14 protein-coding genes are annotated in these 15652 nt (G+C 49.1%); 6 read left to right on the top strand and 8 right to left on the bottom strand.

Features of this window, described 5'->3' with window-relative positions; translation table 11 throughout:
• Positions 1-157 precede the first annotated feature (157 nt).
• Positions 158-616 (top strand): hypothetical protein, encoded by a 459-nt coding sequence (locus ACO0K3_RS08870; RefSeq protein ID WP_422983758.1) that lies wholly within the window; start codon positions 158-160, stop codon positions 614-616.
• A gap of 87 nt (positions 617-703) precedes the next feature.
• Positions 704-1507 (top strand): DUF2145 domain-containing protein, encoded by an 804-nt coding sequence (locus tag ACO0K3_RS08865; RefSeq protein ID WP_422983756.1) that lies wholly within the window; start codon positions 704-706, stop codon positions 1505-1507.
• A gap of 180 nt (positions 1508-1687) precedes the next feature.
• Here the strand turns inward: ACO0K3_RS08865 and ACO0K3_RS08860 are convergent, their stop codons facing one another.
• From ACO0K3_RS08860 to ACO0K3_RS08850, 3 genes are all read right to left on the bottom strand, one after another.
• Complete coding sequence (locus tag ACO0K3_RS08860; RefSeq protein ID WP_422983754.1) at positions 1688-2992, bottom strand: replication-associated recombination protein A; 1305 nt, start codon at positions 2990-2992, stop codon at positions 1688-1690.
• On the bottom strand, positions 2989-3663 hold the full coding sequence (gene lolA, locus ACO0K3_RS08855) for an outer membrane lipoprotein chaperone LolA (protein WP_422983752.1): 675 nt from the start codon (positions 3661-3663) through the stop codon (positions 2989-2991). The genes ACO0K3_RS08860 and lolA overlap by 4 nt, the downstream gene beginning before the upstream one ends.
• A gap of 84 nt (positions 3664-3747) precedes the next feature.
• Complete coding sequence (locus ACO0K3_RS08850) at positions 3748-6081, bottom strand: DNA translocase FtsK (protein ID WP_422983750.1); 2334 nt, start codon at positions 6079-6081, stop codon at positions 3748-3750.
• Positions 6082-6467: 386 nt separating this feature from the next.
• Here ACO0K3_RS08850 and trxB point away from each other — a divergent pair, with 386 nt between their 5' ends.
• Positions 6468-7421: a thioredoxin-disulfide reductase gene (gene trxB, locus ACO0K3_RS08845; protein ID WP_422983748.1), complete on the top strand. Its 954-nt coding sequence runs from the start codon at positions 6468-6470 to the stop codon at positions 7419-7421.
• Between the two features lie 21 nt (positions 7422-7442).
• Entirely contained in the window at positions 7443-8084 is a 642-nt protein-coding gene (locus ACO0K3_RS08840; protein ID WP_422983746.1) for a Smr/MutS family protein, read from the top strand.
• Positions 8085-8144: 60 nt separating this feature from the next.
• Here the strand turns inward: ACO0K3_RS08840 and ACO0K3_RS08835 are convergent, their stop codons facing one another.
• From ACO0K3_RS08835 to ACO0K3_RS08825, 3 genes are read right to left on the bottom strand one after another with little or no spacing between them, the layout of a single operon-like run.
• A complete protein-coding gene (locus tag ACO0K3_RS08835) occupies positions 8145-9296 on the bottom strand; it encodes an ABC transporter substrate-binding protein (RefSeq protein WP_422983744.1) in 1152 nt (383 codons plus the stop codon).
• Positions 9297-9317: 21 nt separating this feature from the next.
• Entirely contained in the window at positions 9318-9656 is a 339-nt protein-coding gene (locus tag ACO0K3_RS08830; protein WP_422955941.1) for a P-II family nitrogen regulator, read from the bottom strand.
• 54 nt (positions 9657-9710) lie between these two features.
• Positions 9711-11339, bottom strand: coding sequence for an NAD+ synthase (locus ACO0K3_RS08825; RefSeq protein WP_422983742.1), 1629 nt, complete (start codon positions 11337-11339; stop codon positions 9711-9713).
• An 82-nt stretch (positions 11340-11421) separates the two neighbouring features.
• Here ACO0K3_RS08825 and ACO0K3_RS08820 point away from each other — a divergent pair, with 82 nt between their 5' ends.
• Together ACO0K3_RS08820 and ACO0K3_RS08815 are read left to right on the top strand one after the other, a co-directional pair.
• Entirely contained in the window at positions 11422-12588 is a 1167-nt protein-coding gene (locus ACO0K3_RS08820; RefSeq protein ID WP_422983740.1) for a GNAT family N-acetyltransferase, read from the top strand.
• Positions 12589-12653: 65 nt separating this feature from the next.
• The gene (locus ACO0K3_RS08815; protein ID WP_422983738.1) at positions 12654-13691 is read left to right on the top strand and encodes a serine/threonine protein kinase; all 1038 of its coding nucleotides are present in this window, start codon (positions 12654-12656) and stop codon (positions 13689-13691) included.
• A gap of 114 nt (positions 13692-13805) precedes the next feature.
• Here ACO0K3_RS08815 and ppa read toward each other — a convergent pair whose 3' ends face one another.
• Entirely contained in the window at positions 13806-14333 is a 528-nt protein-coding gene (gene ppa / locus ACO0K3_RS08810) for an inorganic diphosphatase (RefSeq protein ID WP_422960453.1), read from the bottom strand.
• 109 nt (positions 14334-14442) lie between these two features.
• Entirely contained in the window at positions 14443-15639 is a 1197-nt protein-coding gene (locus ACO0K3_RS08805; RefSeq protein WP_422983736.1) for a heme biosynthesis protein HemY, read from the bottom strand.
• Between the last annotated feature and the right edge of the window lie 13 nt (positions 15640-15652).

The raw sequence follows: 15652 nt of genomic DNA, 5'->3' as shown, positions 1-15652 counted from the left end.
TCAAATCAAAATTGACCCGGCAAGTTCCGCAACCAATAATGCGCTGACTTGTTGTTGAATGCGTAAATTTTTTACGACAGACAACAGGCTGCGGGCAAGCCGCGAATAGTGAATCGTCAATAGACGCACTTGCCTCGCTCATCTGACAGGAACTCGTATGACACATCTCACATCGCAGATCACATCAATGATACGTACCAGCGCAGTGGCGTTGATGCTGGCTTGCAGCACTGTCGGCTTGACGACTCAGGCTGCACAGGCAGAGTCCTGCCCTTCCTGCGGCGCATCCGGTCTATCTTTGTTGTCGGCTCTGTCAGGCGCAGTGTTGATTGAAGGATCCGCCGAGGGCATACAAGCATCGGGGACTTTACTGGCCGTCTCCGTTGAAAAAATAGCCGATGGCGTCATCGTCGTTTTTAAAGGCGTCTCGGATGGCGCCAGGTACTCAGTCAAGTTGACTGAAAAAGCCATAGGTAACGTCTCGGTCGTTGCAGGCACGGTGGTGCAGGTCACAGCCTTGTCTGCAGGCACGATGCTGGTCGTATCGGGTCAAGCTATTGCATATATTCCCAATGAAATCGGTCGCAGCCTGGTCCACCATTCCGTTGCACGATAACTGCGTTTAGGCAGCCGATCAGCATTAATATCAGTCCAGACACACGACAAACGCCTTCTCATTACAGCCACCACATTCATCACACCCATGAATATTTTCGCCAAATTGACAGCTAGCCTTCTGCTGGCAAGCGCTTTACTGACGTCCGCCAGCAGTTACGCAGGTCGCTCATGCGAAGAAAAAGCGCTTGACCCGAGCACGCTGATGAAAGGGATGGAACTGGCGCTAAAAACCCGCAACGCGCTCGATGCCAGCGGTGCACAAATCGCAATGATTGCGCGTGTCGGACAAGATTTATCGAAATACCAGTTGCGCTACTCGCACATGGGCATCGTCTGGCGCGACCATCCCGATGGCAAGTGGCTGGTGGTCCATGAATTAAATCAATGTGGCACCGCGAATTCGCAATTGTACGATGAGGGCTTAGGTAATTTTTTCATGGACACACCCTTTGCATATGAGACTCTGATCGTATTGCCAGATGCAGCGCTACAACAAAAGTTAGTAGCCTTGCTGAAATCTGATACACCAAGAAAGCTGCATGAGCCGCACTACAACATGCTGGCTTTTCCTTATTCAACGATGTATCAGAATTCGAATCAATGGATCCTGGAATTGTTAGCCGCCGCAAGCTCGAACGATGTCAACATCGGTGATCGCAAGCAGGCGCAAAGCTGGCTGAGTATGGCAAATTATCGGGCCGGGACACTGAATATTCCATCGATGACACGCCTAGGTGCGCGGATGTTCCGGGCAAACGTTGCATTCGACGATCATCCGTTTGATCGTCGCATGGCCGGACAGATAGATACGATTACGGTGGATTCGGTTATCAGCTTCATGGAGCAACGTAAGGTTATCAGCAGCAAACAGGTTTTAAGTTATCCATAGCAATATACTCCCCTATGTTTTTTAAAAATATGCCCTAAGCCGCATACGCTTATTAGTGCATTAAAAAATACTATGAGGGAGTATATTCAATCTAGGGTTAAATTAAGCGGGCTTAGCCCGGCCGAAATAGCTATATGTCGCCAAGCTGACTGACAGCGCCGATTCTCAAGCTGACGCCGGTCAAGAACCGGATCCAGCCTCTTCATCAAGCGAACGCAAGTACGCGAGCTTATCGGCAATTTTAATCTCCAGCCCACGCGGAACCGGCTGATACCAGGACTCCCCCTCTAGTCCCTCTGGCAAATAGGTTTCACCCGCTGCATATGCATCAGGCTCATCATGTGCGTAGCGATACAGTTTGCCGTAACCCAGTTCCTTCATTAGCTTGGTCGGTGCATTGCGCAGATGCTCCGGGACTGCGCGTGACTTGTCTTTCGCGATGAAAGCACGTACCGCGTTATAGGCTTTATAGACTGCATTCGATTTTGCCGCGCAGGCCAGATAAACCACGGCTTGCGCAAGCGCCAGTTCCCCTTCGGGAGAGCCCAGGCGCTCATAGGTTTCCGCAGCGTCTAAAGTAAGTCGTAACGCGCGTGGATCGGCCAGGCCGATATCTTCGCTCGCCATGCGCACGATACGACGGGCGAGATAACGTGGATCTGCGCCTCCATCCAGCATGCGCACCATCCAGTACAAGGCCGCATCGGGATTAGAGCCGCGCACCGACTTATGCAAAGCAGAAATCTGATCGTAAAATGCGTCCCCGCCTTTATCGAAGCGACGTAACGCGTCACCCAGACACTCCGCCAGCAGCGCTGTATCGGCCTCCTGCAAACCTTTTGCCGCAGCGGCACGCGCGACGATATCCAGATTATTCAACAGTTTGCGACCATCACCATCGGCGCTGGAGATCAGGCTGGCTTTAGCATCGGGATGAAATGTCAGTCCACCAAGCTCGCGCTCACAGGCACGATCAACCATCGACATCAAATCGGCATCTGTCAGGGATTTCAATACGTAGACGGCAGCACGGGATAACAAAGCGCTATTGACTTCAAACGAGGGATTCTCTGTCGTTGCACCGATAAAGGTGAACAAACCGCTCTCCACATGCGGCAAGAAAGCATCTTGCTGGCTTTTATTAAATCGATGCACTTCATCGACAAAAAGTATCGTGCGACGCTGCGATGTGGCTTGCAAAATTTGCGCCCGCTCAACCGCCTCACGGATGTCTTTGACACCCGACAAGACTGCCGATAACGCGATAAATTCTGAATGGAATGCGTTCGCCATCAAGCGTGCCAGCGTGGTCTTGCCAACGCCTGGCGGACCCCATAAGATCATTGAATGCGGATCACCGGAGGTGAACGCCATGCGCAGCGGTTTGCCTTCGCCTAACAGATGTTGCTGACCGATGACTTCATCCAGACTGGCAGGTCGCATGCGCTCCGCCAGCGGCACTGGATTTTTACGTGGTGCACTCATAGACGAGAAACATCGGCTCCGGCAGGCACGATAAACTTGAATTGATCTGTTTTGATCGCCGGATTCTTTTCTATATTTTTTAGTGTCAGCAAGGACACCTGACCGAAGCCGTCACGCAGCTCCAGTGCAACGGGCACGCCATCTTTCATACCGATGCCGATATGCTCGAAGTTGGGATCTTTTTCCTTTGGCACAGCTTCCAGCCAGTCCAGTCCTTGCTTGTTACCGATCTCTTTGAGGGTGAAGCTTTTTTCTATTTCTCCGCCGCCAAATAAAATCGCTGCGGGAGACGCACTCAAAGCATTACCAATCTTTTTGATCGTCACCTGATTCAGGTCTTTGTCGTAGATATAGAGCTGCTCACCGTCGGTCTGCAAGGTTTGTTCGTATGGCTTGAGGTAGGTCCAGATAAACTTGCCTGGCCGTGCAAATACAAAGTTGCCAGTCGAGGTTTTAGTCACTTTAGGCTTCCCGTCGACCAGCTTAACCTGCTGCTGGACAAACTCGCCTTTGGCGCTTTTACTTCCGGCGGCGAAGGATTTAAATTGTTCTATTGCTGACGCTTGTGCAAAGAGCGGTAATGCTAGAGTACTGATTGAACTGAATACGATTGCTGCCAGCCAGCGACCTGATTGAGTGCCCTTTTTAATGCCTGTTACTTGGTTTTTCACGATGATTCCATTTCATGTGCGGTGCTGTTTTGCCAGTGCCGCGGACAACGTATGTTGAACTTGCTTTATATTTGCCGTTAAAACTTACTCTGTATTACCGGCAGGTACCAGGATCTCACGATTACCGTTCGATTGCATTGTAGAGACGACGCCGCTGGTCTCCATCTGCTCCAGCAAACGCGCGGCGCGATTGTAGCCTATACGCAAATGCCTTTGTACTAATGAGATCGAAGCACGACGATTCTTGAGAACGATCGCAACCGCCTGATCATACAGTGCGTCGGCTTCACCACCGCCCTCACCCGTTACGGCACCTGCCTCTCCAGCCTCCTCCAGCACGCCACCTTCAAGGATGCCCTCAATGTAATTTGGCTCGCCTTGCGCCTTCAGATGCTGCACCACTCTATGCACTTCTTCATCCGACACAAAAGCGCCGTGTACACGAATAGGCAAACCAGTACCCGGCGGCATGTATAGCATATCGCCCATACCCAGCAAGGCTTCTGCACCCATCTGATCGAGAATCGTTCTTGAGTCAATTTTACTGCTGACCTGAAACGCGATACGGGTAGGAATATTCGCCTTGATCAGACCAGTAATCACGTCAACCGATGGACGTTGAGTTGCCAGGATCAGATGCAAACCGGCGGCACGGGCTTTCTGTGCGATACGGGCAATTAATTCCTCAACTTTTTTACCGACTACCATCATCAGATCGGCCAACTCGTCAATGATGATGACAATCGTCGGTAATTTTTCTAACGGCTCCGGAGCATCCGGGGTCAGGCTAAACGGATTTGGAATATGTTCTTCGCGCTTGGTCGCTTCCGCAATCTTGGTGTTATAACCTGCCAGATTACGTACACCTAACTTGGACATCAGCTTGTAGCGGCGCTCCATCTCTGCCACTGCCCAGTTCAGGGCATGACCCGCCTGACGCATATCAGTGACGACCGGCGCCAGCAAATGCGGGATGCCTTCATACACCGACATTTCCAGCATCTTAGGATCAATCAGTATCATGCGCACATCGTTCGGATCGGACTTATATAGCAGTGACAAAATCGTGGCATTGATACCGACGGATTTACCGGAGCCTGTAGTGCCGGCAACCAGCAAGTGCGGCATGCGGGCCAGATCAGCTACCACGGCGTGTCCGCCAATGTCTTTACCCAAAGCAACCGTCAGACTGGATGCGCTGTCGTTATAGACCTTGGAGCCAAGGATTTCTGTTAAACGTACTATCTGGCGCTTAGGATTAGGCAATTCCAATCCCATGTAGTTTTTACCGGGAATCGTTTCTACGACACGGATGGAAGTTAACGACAGAGAGCGCGCCAGGTCTCGTGCCAGGCCAACAATCTGACTGCCTTTGACGCCAGTGGCAGGATCAATTTCATAGCGGGTAATGACTGGCCCCGGATAAGCGGCAACCACCTTTACATCGACTCCAAAGTCCGAGAGTTTTTTCTCGATCAGGCGGCTGGTAAATTCCAGCGTTTCAATACTGACTGTCTCTTGCGCTGGCGGGGCTTCGTCTAACAATGACAGCGGTGGCAAATGACTATCTGGCATATCGTTGAACAAAGAGACCTGGCGCTCTTTCTCGACCCGCTCGGATTTTTGTACCGATACGACTTGCGGCTCAATGCGAATCGGCGGCGCTTCAACGATCTTGGCACGCTCGGTAACGACAATTTCTTCACGCTTGACAGCCGCAGTCTGACCAACGCGCCGGTCTTCACGTGCAGCATATTTATTTTGAATGAAGCTAAACATACCCTCAATACCGGTACCAATTTTTTCGGCGATCTGCAACCACGAGACATGAAAATACAGGCTCAGCCCGAGCGCAAAAAACAGGAGTAGCAACAAGGTCGATCCGGTAAAGCCGAAAGCATTGAAGGCTGCGCCGCCAACCAATTCACCAAGTACTCCGCCCGGCGCTCGCGGCAGTGGTGTTTTCAGGGAATACATACGCAGGTATTCAATTCCCATGCTGCCAATCATGAGCAGGGTAAATCCCGCAGCCTGAATGAATTTTTCGTACTGATGTGCTTTTTCCTGATCAGCTTCTACTAAAAATCGCTTGCTTAACTGACGATAATCTTCCCACACCAGCCGGATCAAGACGATACACCACCACCAGGCAGACAAGCCAAAAATGAACAGGAACAAATCTGCAAACCAGGCACCGACCCTGCCACCGAGATTATGAATTTTGGGTACCACGCTGGCATGTGACCAGGCCGGGTCTAGTTTGTTATACGTGAACAAAATCAAGACCAGATAAACGCACAAAGCGGCAAACACCATCCAGCGCGCCTCGGTCAATAAAATCACCAGACGGTTCGGCAGAGGCGGTGCTGGCGTTTTATTGCGGTTGCGTGTGTAGGCTTCGTTATTGTTAGTAGTCATATTTCAGGGTAAACAGCCAGACGCAATCAAGTGGAAAACCACCATAAGATAGCATGCTTGATAAGTGTCGCCAAATCTGACTGCGCTTCTTACACGATTCTTCAGATTTAGCATTAAAACAACATCTAAATACCTTTCCGAAAAAAACGAGCGAAAAGTCCGTCGCGCCGTAATCGACTATAATCTTGGCTTGTCACTGCCCGGCTTTATCACAGGAATGTAAATCACTGATTTATCTTGAAATTATGCTGTTTAGCGCCATTTCCAAATGACATTAACAAATAAATTATCGGTATCTTGTATTAACTTCCGGCAGGTTTTGTAAGCACTTTTTACTACGCTATTATTGATAGCACGTCATCCCAACATCATTTTCAGGCTAGCCTATGTCAACTACCACTACTCCAAAACACGCTCATGTCTTGATCCTTGGCTCTGGCCCTGCAGGTTACTCAGCAGCAGTGTATGCGGCACGCGCAAACCTGAAACCGGTATTGATCACCGGCGTAGAACAAGGCGGCCAATTAATGACGACGACCGATGTAGAAAACTGGCCAGCGGATCCTATGGGGGTGCAAGGACCGGAATTGATGCAACGCTTTTTGCAACACGCAGAGCGCTTTAACACTGAAATCATTTTCGACTACATTCATACCGCTAAACTCAACGAAAAACCAATCCGCCTGATCGGCGATCAGGCCGAATACACCTGCGACTCACTGATTATCGCCACAGGTGCGTCCGCCCAATATCTCGGCCTACCGTCTGAACAAGCATTCATGGGTAAAGGTGTGTCTGCCTGCGCAACTTGTGACGGATTCTTCTATCGTGCTAAAGAAGTCGCCGTCGTTGGCGGCGGCAATACGGCGGTGGAAGAAGCACTGTATTTATCGAACATCGCGAGCAAAGTCACGGTAGTACATCGCCGCGATAAATTCCGTGCAGAAGCGATCCTGATCGACAGATTGATGGCCAAAGTCGCAGAAGGCAAAATCGAGATCAAGTGGAATCACACACTGGAAGAAGTCATCGGCGATGATTCCGGCGTGACTGGCATCAAGATCAAATCCGCAGATGGCAACATCAGCGACGTGACTTTACATGGCGTGTTTATTGCGATCGGACACAAACCTAATACCGGTATTTTCGATGGACAGCTCGATATGCATAACGGCTACATCAAAACCAAAACCGGCCTAGAAGGCATGGCAACAGCGACCAGCATCCCTGGCGTATTCGCTGCCGGTGACGTGCAGGATCACATCTATCGCCAGGCCATCACCAGCGCCGGTACGGGTTGTATGGCAGCACTGGATGCGCAACGCTATCTGGAAACTTAATCCAGTTAATCGTATCAATCCATGCCTGCTTCATTAAAAAACTTTGCTGACCTGAAGAACTTAGGTCAGCAGTTAAAACAACAAGAAGAGCTTCGTCAAAAAGAAGATGCTGAACGCGCTAAGCGGGAGCATCAGGCGAAGCTGGAAGCAAATATTTTCCGCAATAGTGTGGGCGAGGTAGCGCCGCTGAAGACGGCCGCCAAGCACACTGCTCCATTAGTCCGACCTCAACCCATTCCCTTTCAGCACATTGCCGACGAGCGCGCAGCGTTACAGGAATCGTTATCCGACGAATTCGATGCGAGCAGCCTGCTAGATACCGATGACGGCCTGAGCTATACAAGGGCAGGTGTCGGGATAGATGTCGCAAAAAAACTCCGCACTGGTCACTGGACGATACAGGCACAGCTTGACCTGCACGGGATGCGACGCGATCAGGCCAGAGATAGTCTTGGTGAGTTTTTACGTCGATGCTTGCGCAATGAACACCGCTGCGTCAGGATTATTCACGGCAAAGGTCTGGGATCAGTCAATAAAGAACCTGTCTTAAAGAACAAGGTTAAAAACTGGTTGATACAAAAAGATGAGGTACTGGCATTTAGCCAAGCGACAGCGCCGGATGGTGGTTCCGGCGCTTTGATTGTACTGCTTAAATCCAGCTAAAAACTGCGTCGTGCTATCACCGTGCCGATTCAAACCGACACAGTGGAACTTTGCCTGAATTTAATTACGGAATTTACCGTCTTTAGAAATCACGGTCATATCGACATATTTTGACCCATTGTGGCTCGTCGGTGAAAAATTCACATCAAAGCCGCCAACATCGTAGTTCGCACTATTGATAGATTCTAAAGATGAAATCAGTTTTTCACGTGTCAGGTTACGGCCTGAGCGACGCAATCCTTCAACGAAGACCTTGGCCGCAATAAAGCCCTCCAAGCTAGAAAAATTAAGATCGGTAATGCCCGCCTTTTGCATGACCTTGGTGTACTCAGCGACGACAGGTGTCGCAGCATGCCAGGGAAAAGGGACAACCTGAGAAATCACAATCCCCGGACCTTCTTTGCCCAAAGCATCTGCCAGCGCCTGACTACCTACAAACGACACATTGTAAAATTGACCGGTATAACCCGCCTTACGCATTTCTTTGATATAGGCAGCGCATGAAGAGTACGCACTGATCTGGATAATCGCGTCCGGACGCTTTGGTAAGATTTTTTCAATGGCCTTGGCGACATCGGTGCTGTTACGCTCCACCGTTGCAGTCTCTACCATCTGTACGTTCATTTTTTTCAGAGCACGTTCAACGCCAGCCAAGCCAGCTTTGCCGTAAGCATCGTTCTGATAAAACACGGCAATGTTTTTTATCCCGGTTCTGACCAGACGCTCGACCAGATGCTCCGTCTCATCAAAGTAAGAACCTCGGATATTAAAAATCTGGCGATTTAACGGTTCACGCAAAGACTGTGCACCAGTAAACGGAGCGAAGAATGGTACCTTTGCTGCAGTAAAAATCGGTAGCGAAGCATTACTGGTCGGCGTTCCGACGTAACCAAATAACGCGAAGACATCTTCGTTCTCGATCAATTTTTTGGTATTGGCTGCAGCAAGCTCGGCCTCATACTTATCATCCATTTTGATGATCTCGATCTTACGGCCATGCACGCCACCAGTTGAGTTAACCTGATCAAAATAGGCTTTTGCACCGGCATGTAGCTGAATACCTAGCTGCGCTGCGGGGCCGGAGAACGCAGCCGATTGTCCCAGAATAATCTTTTGTTCTGTAACGCCCTGCTCTGCAACCGCAGAGGCCGTTACGCCGAGTAATAAAAGGCTCGCCAGAGAGCGTGACAAGCGTCGACGGATAATTTGCATAATCAACCTGTTTAATTGGGGTTAAACAGCGTCAGAACCGGTCTCACCCGTACGGATACGGATGACCTGCTCTACATTTTGTACAAAAATTTTGCCATCACCGATTTTACCGGTGTGTGCCGCTTTAATGATAGCGTCAACAACGTGATCGCATACATTGTCATCAACAACGACTTCTACTTTAACTTTCGGCAAAAAATCGACAACATACTCAGCACCACGATAAAGTTCGGTGTGTCCTTTTTGACGGCCAAATCCTTTGACTTCCGTTACAGTCAATCCGGTGACGCCAACTTCTGCCAACGCCTCACGAACTTCATCGAGCTTAAAAGGTTTAATCACTGCAGTAATTTGTTTCATTTTTTTATCCTTGAATTTTATAGTTTGAAATATGATCGATAAAAAGACACTGACTCAATCGCGGAATTTTGACGTAATCGGATAACGCCAGTCGCGGCCAAATGCACGGTGCGTGACCCGGATGCCGACTGGGGCCTGGCGGCGTTTGTACTCATTGATTTTAATCAACCGTGTGATTCTTTCAACGTCCTCTTCACGGTAACCGGCAGCGACAATCTCCGCGCGACTTTGATTTTCTTCCATATACCGCTGCATGATGCCGTCCAACACCTCGTACGGCGGCAAAGAATCCTGGTCCGTCTGATCTGGCCGCAATTCAGCAGATGGCGCACGGGTCAGGATGCGCTCAGGTATGACTGGTGAAAGGCTGTTACGGTAAGCACATAAACGATATACCAAGGTTTTAGCAATGTCTTTGATCACTGCAAAACCGCCCGCCATATCACCGTATAAAGTGCAATAACCTACCGCCATTTCACTCTTATTACCCGTCGTCAGAACGATGGATCCATATTTATTCGACAAGGCCATCAAAATGGTGCCACGTATCCGTGCCTGAATATTTTCTTCAGTAGTGTCTTCAGCCAAGCCAGCAAATTCCTGGCTCAATGTGGTACGGAATGCGCTGAAACAGTCTGCAATTGAGATTTCGTCGTAGCGCACACCAAGACCATCGACCATTTCACGTGAATCCAGCCAGGAAATTTCTGCGGTATACGGGGATGGCATCATGACCGCCCTGACTTTATCGGCACCTAGAGCATCAACGGCAATCGCCAGCACCAGCGCGGAGTCGACGCCACCAGATAAACCGAGGACGATACTAGGAAATCCATTTTTACTGACATAATCACGAACGCCCAGCACCAGCGCCTGATATACCTGTGCCTCTATACTGAGCGGACTACTCTGTTCTGCTTGCTCAGCATGAATTATCTTAGGTGTCGCCCCATGAAATTCGATGATCTGCAAATCTTCTTCACAATGTTTTAGCTGGGTCAGCAATGCACCATGCTCATCCATGACAAAAGAATTACCGTCAAAAATCAACTCATCTTGCCCACCCACCAGATTCGCGTAGACGAGGGACATTCCCTGATCCGTAACGTTGGCACGCATCACGTCGTAGCGCTGATGCTGTTTGCTCATATGGTATGGCGAACCATTCGGTACCAGCAATACCTCTGCACCCGCCTGGCGCGCCAGACCAGGCGCATTGGGATACCAGGTATCTTCACAAATATTGACGCCGAAACGAGTCCCTTTTACATCGAACACCAAGGTATCTTTACCGGACGAGAAGTACCGCTTCTCGTCAAAGACCATGTCATTTGGCAGGTCATGTTTCCAGTAACGGCCTGCGACAATACCGTTGCACAGAACCGCCACCGCGTTATAACGCGCACCGTTATTCTCTTCCGGATAGCCGATCAGCACGTGCACATCCGGCATGCTGGCCAGACTTGTCGCAAGACTCAATAATGTTTCCTGAGTTTTTGCGTAGAATGCACTGCGCAGCAATAAATCTTCAGGCGGATAACCGACCAGCGATAATTCAGGCGTGACGACGATATCAGCGCCTTGTTTATAAGCGCGCTGAACATAGTCGATAATCTGAGTAGCGTTACCGGCGAGATCACCAACCACGCTGTTCATCTGGGCGATTGCAACTTTTACTGTCATGGTACCTGGTCTGACTTTTGAAAAAAATGAGTGATGAAAACTGAGTTTGAATTGATGCTGAACTATGAATAACACAGACAACATGTCGAAACAGATACATTATCGCACGCGAGTGCTCGATTCGTTGTCAGAGATATCAGCAAACCAATGGGATGCCTTACTTGACCAGCAAGCTGACGGCAATCCATTTCTGTCACACGCGTTCCTGCATGCATTGCATGAATCCGGATCCGCATCAGTTAACACTGGCTGGCATCCTCAATATCTGACGATTTGGGATGCAGATCATTTACTTGCCGCTATGCCGTTATATGAAAAAATGCATTCTTACGGAGAGTATGTATTTGATTGGGCTTGGGCCGATGCCTATCAAAGACATGGTTTTCACTATTATCCTAAATTACTGTCGGCAATTCCATTCACTCCTGTTGCCGGCAATCGCCTGCTTGCTCAAGATCAGAATGCGCGGCTAGCGCTACTGGATGCGCTTGAAAAGCATATGGTAAGCGGCGCTTACTCGTCAGCGCATATACTTTTTCCTGCTCAATCAGAGGCGGAGTTATTACAAGCCAGGGGTTATTTACTTCGGACTGGCATTCAGTTTCACTGGACAAACAGAGATTACCTCAATTTTGAGCAATTTCTTTCCCAATTGGAACAAAAAAAACGAAAAAATATTCGTGCCGAGCGACGCAAGGTTAGGGATGCCGGGGTGACTTTCCAACATATCGCAGGCAAAGATATGCAGACGGAGGACTGGCAATTCTTTAAACGCTGCTATGACCATACCTATGCTGATCACCATTCCTCACCTTACCTGAATCTCGATTTTTTCAAGCGGATCGGGGCAAGCATGCCTGAACATCTTCATCTTATCTTCGCTGAACGTCATGGCAAAAGAATTGCGTCGTCACTACTGGTGTATGACGACGCGCGCCTGTATGGCCGCTATTGGGGATGCATTGAAGAGGTTCCTTGTTTACATTTTGAGACCGCCTACTATCAGGCGATTGAGTTTTGCATTGCAAACAACATCGGTATATTTGAAGGCGGTGCACAAGGCGAACATAAAATGGCGAGAGGGTTTTTACCGCAAAAAACCTGCTCACTACATTTTTTAGCACGGCCGGAATTCTCAGATGCGGTTGCTCATTTCCTGGAGAGAGAAACCGAGGGAATCGCCCATTACTACAACGAGCTGAATGATCGTATACCCTTTAAAAATGCGGATAAAAGCCTGAACGGGTAAAGGCAAAAAAAGAATGAATTCTGTAAACACTTGAATTTCTTCCCGGTCCAAGGCATGCTGTATCAATGACATCTTCATCGACGACCCCATCTAGCGCGCAAAGCTCGGCACAAGGACTTCCTGTGCGCCGAATTGGCCGCTTTTATCTGACAGACAAGTTAGGCAAAGGGTCGAATGGCGCCGTATTTTTAGGCCATGATCCTGTCATTGATCGTGCTGTTGCGATCAAAATCCTTGGTACTAGCCATGGCATTGCAGATAAAAAACAACGTGAGCAACAATTTATTAATGAAGCTCGCGCCGCCGGCCGTCTCTCTCATCAGAATATTGTCACCATATTTGATGCCTCCAGCGAGGGAGGCACGACGTTTATCGCGATGGAATTTTTACAAGGTAAGGATCTGCGTGAATTGCTGGCTAGCGGCAAGCGCTTTGACAGCATAGAGACAGCAAATATCATCCATAAAATCGCCGAAGCGCTAGCCTATGCACATGACAATGGCGTGATACATCGCGACATCAAGCCCGCGAATATTTTCATCTTGCCGAATAAGCAGCCGAAAGTAGTCGATTTTGGTATTGCCCGTGCCCCGAATCGCATCCTGATGAATCCAGACAATCCTGAGCAAACCCTATTCAACAATAATATTCTGGGCACGCCGAATTACATGTCGCCCGAGCAGGCAATGGGGCAGCAGGTTAATCATCTGACCGACGTGTTTTCACTGGGTGCAGTGATGTACGAAATGCTGACACAACAAAAGCCGTTTCAGTCAAACGACCTGGATAAGCTGCTAAACCAGATCGCACATAAACAAGCCAAGCCGCCGTCAGAACTAAATCCGAACGTATCCGTAAGTTTGTCGAATATTGTCTCAAAAGCGATGCAGAAAAATCCTGCGGATCGTTATGCAAGTGCGGCAGAAATGGCGCATGCCTTACAAAAAGTCCTGGAGCGGGATCAACGCTTAAAACGCAAGCGCAAACAAGGTGGCAAAGACAGTAGTGATGTCGGCAACGATGATAAGCCGAGTATCTCCTGGATCAGTTGGCTTGCGCTGATTGCAGCAATAGGTCTGGTGGCAGCTTACTCACTGAAATAGGCTGCACGACCAATAAAAAAAGCACAGAAATCTGTGCTTTTTCACTGCATTCAGCATCCGTCAAACACAAATGCTGATGCTTACTGATGCTAAAAGTCGCTACATTACTAAAGATTACGGCTTGTAGTTAGCGACGCCATCCATAATTTCTTTATGTGCATCATCAGGTCCGCCCCAGCCTTCGACTTTGACCCATTTACCTTTTTCCAGATCTTTGTAATGTTCAAAGAAATGCTGGATCTGACGCAAACGCAATTCGTTCATGTCTTCCGGTTTTTGCCAGTGAGAATAGATTGACAGAATTTTATCGACAGGAACTGCCAGCACTTTGGCATCGTTACCTGCCTCGTCTGTCATTTTCAGCACGCCAATTGCACGGCAACGTACAACAACACCCGGAATCAGCGGGAAAGGTGTAATCACCAGAACATCGACTGGATCGCCGTCACCTGCAATGGTTTGCGGCACATAACCGTAGTTGCACGGATAGTGCATTGCCGTACCCATAAAACGATCGACAAAAATCGCGCCAGTATCCTTATCGACTTCATATTTGATCGGATCAGCATTCATCGGAATTTCAATAATGACATTGAAATCTTTCGGCAAGTCGCGGCCGGCAGGAACGTTATTCAAGCTCATAGTGCTCTCTCAAAGTAAAAATTAAAATGTGATGGGGCTGGATTATAGCTGCTTTCAAGCACGATTTTTGTGTCAAATTGTGCGTAACAACATCTCTCGCCAACATGCCTTATAACAAAGTCGCAATCGCACACTGACGATAATGCTGCGCTGCTTCTTCAGTCTGCCCCAGAGCTTCATGGAGCTGCGCAAGCTTAAGATTAGCTTCGCGTACCGTTCGGGATTCAATCGCATCGGACAGTGCCTGCTCCATGTGACGCTGCGCCTTGCCCCATAATTTTTGCTTCAGACACAAGGTACCTAAAGTCAGCGCCAGCTCAGGATCAGTAGGACGCTGCTCGGTCCAGCGTTCGCAATGATCGATCTGGGACAACAAGGCAGCGGAACCCTCTGCAGCAGAGGCATCACGATAGACCCGCATCAAGCGATCATCCCATTCCTCTGCCAAGGTTTTTTCTACAATGGCTCTCGCATCTTCGTGCAAACCGCGGGCATTAAATGTTTTTGCCGCAGTGAATGCGACAAAGCGATTTTTTCGGTCATTGGCAGGGATTTCATACCAGACGCGGCGAATGGATTCGACATCATGACCATGATCTTTGAGCAAATCTTCATAAGCGAGTTCGCGCAAGCGATTTGACAGTGCCGGATGCAATGCATGGTGTTTGTCCAAAGTCCGGACCAGCTTCAATACTTCAGGCCATTTTTTGGCTTGCTGATTCGCTTTTAATGCCCAGCGTAATACCTGAATATGGCGTGTCCCGCTTGCATTCAGCTCCTTCACTGCCTCTAAGGCTTGTTCTGCCTTATGCTCGTCGACCAGTAGTTCTGTCATACTGACCAAGCGAGCCGTCTTGTGCGGAATATCGTCTTCGATACTTGCAAACCAGGAGTCGCGACGCTCAAACTGGCTCATATGATGGGCTGCACGCGCGCCGATCAAAGACGCCACGCCAGAATTTTCTGGCAATTCGATTGCACGTAAAGCGGCTTTTTCGGCATGACCAAAACGCCCCTCAAATAAGGCTTTAAGCGATTCTCTCAATGCTTTGTTGCCGTCGCGCTCGCGCTTGCTCTGGCGATACGCCGCAACTTTACGTGGCATTTTTTGCGTCGCGACGATGGTACGGATGACCAGATAAATCACCACAAACAAGACCAGCATCAGGAACAGGAAGAAATTCAGTGACAAATCTATCCTGTAAGGCGGATAGAACAACACCACATTGCCGGGATTAAAGCGGGCACCTACAGCCAGACCAACTGCCAGTGCAAATAAAATCAGAAGCCGGATAAAAAGACGCATATTCTCAACGATC

Source organism: Undibacterium sp. Rencai35W (assembly GCF_049340185.1).
Classification (GTDB): Bacteria; Pseudomonadota; Gammaproteobacteria; order Burkholderiales; family Burkholderiaceae_D; genus Undibacterium.
This window is presented reverse-complemented; position numbering and strand designations above follow the sequence as displayed.

Excerpts from the sequence above, each read along its gene's own strand:
- ACO0K3_RS08870 (WP_422983758.1), top strand. The coding sequence starts at position 158 with ATGACACATCTCACATCGCAGATCACATCAATGATACGTACCAGCGCA.
- ACO0K3_RS08865 (WP_422983756.1), top strand. The coding sequence starts at position 704 with ATGAATATTTTCGCCAAATTGACAGCTAGCCTTCTGCTGGCAAGCGCT.
- ACO0K3_RS08860 (WP_422983754.1), bottom strand. The coding sequence starts at position 2,992 with ATGAGTGCACCACGTAAAAATCCAGTGCCGCTGGCGGAGCGCATGCGA.
- ACO0K3_RS08850 (WP_422983750.1), bottom strand. The coding sequence starts at position 6,081 with ATGACTACTAACAATAACGAAGCCTACACACGCAACCGCAATAAAACG.
- trxB (WP_422983748.1), top strand. The coding sequence starts at position 6,468 with ATGTCAACTACCACTACTCCAAAACACGCTCATGTCTTGATCCTTGGC.
- ACO0K3_RS08840 (WP_422983746.1), top strand. The coding sequence starts at position 7,443 with ATGCCTGCTTCATTAAAAAACTTTGCTGACCTGAAGAACTTAGGTCAG.
- ACO0K3_RS08835 (WP_422983744.1), bottom strand. The coding sequence starts at position 9,296 with ATGCAAATTATCCGTCGACGCTTGTCACGCTCTCTGGCGAGCCTTTTA.
- ACO0K3_RS08830 (WP_422955941.1), bottom strand. The coding sequence starts at position 9,656 with ATGAAACAAATTACTGCAGTGATTAAACCTTTTAAGCTCGATGAAGTT.
- ACO0K3_RS08825 (WP_422983742.1), bottom strand. The coding sequence starts at position 11,339 with ATGACAGTAAAAGTTGCAATCGCCCAGATGAACAGCGTGGTTGGTGAT.
- ACO0K3_RS08820 (WP_422983740.1), top strand. The coding sequence starts at position 11,422 with ATGTCGAAACAGATACATTATCGCACGCGAGTGCTCGATTCGTTGTCA.
- ACO0K3_RS08815 (WP_422983738.1), top strand. The coding sequence starts at position 12,654 with ATGACATCTTCATCGACGACCCCATCTAGCGCGCAAAGCTCGGCACAA.
- ppa (WP_422960453.1), bottom strand. The coding sequence starts at position 14,333 with ATGAGCTTGAATAACGTTCCTGCCGGCCGCGACTTGCCGAAAGATTTC.
- ACO0K3_RS08805 (WP_422983736.1), bottom strand. The coding sequence starts at position 15,639 with ATGCGTCTTTTTATCCGGCTTCTGATTTTATTTGCACTGGCAGTTGGT.